The organism is Streptomyces sp. NPDC041200 (assembly GCF_055591805.1).
The window spans coordinates 1-2,506 of sequence record NZ_JBVIZF010000119.1 but is presented as its reverse complement, the minus strand read 5'-3'; the positions used below and the strand labels follow the sequence as shown (position 1 = coordinate 2,506).

Below are 2,506 nucleotides of genomic sequence, written 5' to 3'. Positions count from 1 at the left end.
GGATCGGCGTAGACGGCTACGCTCGCGATCCCGGCATCCCGGCAGGCACGGGCAACACGGACAGCGATCTCGCCACGATTGGCGATGAGCACCTTGCGCACGATGACTCCCTCCTTGAAACAAGCCGAGTTTAGGTACAGGTGACACCACACGCCGAGAAGCCCCCGGGCGTGAGCTTGACCACACGGAGCGTTAACCCTGCCCAGGGCAGACAGCCGATTCCCCCGTCGCTCCACGGTACGCCCGGTTTTCGGCCCCGCGGTGAGATCCGTGCTGTGGGCAGTGTCTCCGCCCCGCCGTGCTGCGGAGCTTCGCGTTTCTTTGTGGGATTCCTACGAACGAGGGGCGGAAACTTTGCCGCACGGTCCTGCTCGGACAAGCCCCTCGCGCACCTCTTGTGGGGCGGCTTACCCGTTAGTAGCGTTCGTGATGTCGAACCGGAAGAGGTGGGCGGGGTGGCACGCAGACCAGTGGCCGCGGTGGCGGCCGTGACGCTGACACTGGAAGCGGTCGGCATAGCGCTGCTGAACTGGATCCTGGGCCTGGTCGTGGACCGGCAGCAGATGTCCCTGGCGGGCCTGGACACCGACGCGATGTCCGTGGGGACTTGGGTCGCGGGCGGCCTCTTCGGCGGCTATCTGCTGCTGTGCGGCGCGGTGCTGCTCCGCATGGCGCTGCGCGACCGCGCGCCCGGCCGCTTCGGCCGCATCCTCCTCATCACCTGCGCGGTGACCCACGGCGTGGTGGGCGCGTTCTCGGTCGGCCTGGTGGGCTGGCCCGCGTTCGTGTTCATGATGGTGGTGCTGGGGCTGGTGGTGCTCAGCCTGCTGGCGTACGAGCCGGAGGGCGCGGCCCGGAGCGGTGCCGCCGAGGCCGAGGGCGGCCAGGACGCCCCCAGCCCGGCCTGAACCATCACCTGAGGTCCTTTCAAGCTCTCAGGCCCAGAGGTCGGTGATGCCCACGCCGACCTCGGCCAGCAGCGTGCGCAGCATCGGCAGCGACAGCCCGATCACATTGCCCGCGTCGCCCTCGATCCCCTCGATGAACGGCGCCGAACGCCCGTCGAGCGTGAACGCGCCCGCGACATGCAGCGGTTCGCCGCTGGCCACGTACGCCGCGACCTCGGCATCGGTCGGCTCGCCGAAGTGGACCGTGGTGGAGGCGGTGGCCGAGGTGCGGCGGCCGCTCGCGGTGTCGATCACGCAGTGCCCGGTGCGCAGGACGCCCGACCGGCCGCGCATCGACTTCCAGCGGGCGGTGGCCTCCTCGGCGTCCGCGGGCTTGCCGAGTGCCTGCCCGTCCAGCTCCAGCACCGAGTCGCAGCCGACGACGATCGCCCCGTCGGCCTCCGTCAGCCCGGCCACGGCCGCCGCCTTGGCCTCCGCCAGCACCCGCGCCAGCGCGGCGGGCGTCTCGGCGGTCAGCGCGTCCTCGTCCACTCCGCTGACGATCACCTCCGGCGCGAATCCGGACTGCCGCAGCAGTCCGAGGCGGGCGGGGGAGGCGGAGGCGAGGATCAAGGTGCGCTGGGCAGTCATGCGCACCAGGGTAGGCGGGCGGCGCGCCGGGTGTGAGCCCCGAGCCGGGCGGAGCCGGGGGTGGGAGGCGGCGCGGGCGGTCCGGCGCCGATGCGACCGGAGCCCACGGCTCGTGGTGCGGAGGGCAGTCGTCCGCACCCTCCCCAGGTGCCTCCCGCGCCCCCTCCGCACGCCCTGACGAGGGCGTTTAGGCCGCACCAGACTGACTTCCGCCCGGGTGGTTGCCCGGGGACACCGACGGAAGGGGACGTTTCCATGCGTCGTGCCACTTCACTCGCCATCGCCTCGCTCGCCTTCGCGGCCGCCTTCGGAGCGGCCCCCGCGGCGTCCGCCACCGGCTCGGCCCCGGTCGCACCGGGGACCGGAGCCGGCGCCGCGGTCTTCCACTGCGATCCGGGGAAGTTCTGCATCTACAGCGGCTGGGACGGCGGTGGCACCCGCTGCCAGTGGTCGTCGGAGAAGGTCGCGAACACCGCCGACCTGTGTTCCTTCATCCGCAACGGCAAGAACGTGCTGTCCGTGTGGAACGGAACGGGCCACCGCGTCCAGTACTACACGCAGACCAACTACAACGCGCGCGTCGGATCGACGACCGCCGGCCACGGAGGCAACCTCCAGGGCAGCTACCAGATCCGCTCCTTCAAGAAGCAGTAGACCGGTGAGCGCGGATCCAGCCGTCAGGGGTGCAGCGTGAGCAGACAGGTGGCGATCATGATGGCGATCGCCAGGACGGCCCGGGCGCGGCGGAGCATCGCCTGAGCGCGCCGTAGATCTTCTGGCGGCTCATCGGGCGGCTCGGACCACAGCATGCGACCGATAGTGCGGCCGGACGGTCGCGGGGGGGGTGGGGGGGTGTTGGTGGGCGGTCGGGAAGGAAGGGATCCAGTTCCTGTCCGGGCGAGTTTTTTGTGTGCGGCACGGCACGCAGGCCAAGTAGGTGAGGGGGGCGGCATGCTCCGCTCCCACCC

Annotated in this window: 5 protein-coding genes; 2 read left to right on the top strand and 3 right to left on the bottom strand. The window is 71.1% G+C overall.

Features of this window, described 5'->3' with window-relative positions:
- Positions 1-101, bottom strand: a 101-nt coding sequence (locus ACZ6CL_RS42875) for a biotin carboxylase N-terminal domain-containing protein (RefSeq protein WP_158786612.1), incomplete at its 3' end; no start/stop codon positions are given.
- A gap of 354 nt (positions 102-455) precedes the next feature.
- Between ACZ6CL_RS42875 and ACZ6CL_RS42870 the strand changes: the two genes are divergently transcribed.
- Positions 456-908: a hypothetical protein gene (locus tag ACZ6CL_RS42870; protein ID WP_468946995.1), complete on the top strand. Its 453-nt coding sequence runs from the start codon at positions 456-458 to the stop codon at positions 906-908.
- A gap of 27 nt (positions 909-935) precedes the next feature.
- On the opposite strand, the gene ACZ6CL_RS42865 is transcribed toward ACZ6CL_RS42870, so the two are convergent.
- Positions 936-1,538, bottom strand: a complete 603-nt coding sequence (locus ACZ6CL_RS42865; protein WP_468946992.1) for a Maf family protein — start codon at positions 1,536-1,538, stop codon at positions 936-938.
- A gap of 255 nt (positions 1,539-1,793) precedes the next feature.
- Between ACZ6CL_RS42865 and ACZ6CL_RS42860 the strand changes: the two genes are divergently transcribed.
- Entirely contained in the window at positions 1,794-2,192 is a 399-nt protein-coding gene (locus ACZ6CL_RS42860) for a peptidase inhibitor family I36 protein (RefSeq protein WP_468946990.1), read from the top strand.
- Positions 2,193-2,215: 23 nt separating this feature from the next.
- Here ACZ6CL_RS42860 and mmpB read toward each other — a convergent pair whose 3' ends face one another.
- Complete coding sequence (gene mmpB, locus ACZ6CL_RS42855; protein WP_257231925.1) at positions 2,216-2,347, bottom strand: morphogenic membrane protein MmpB; 132 nt, start codon at positions 2,345-2,347, stop codon at positions 2,216-2,218.
- Positions 2,348-2,506 lie beyond the last annotated feature (159 nt).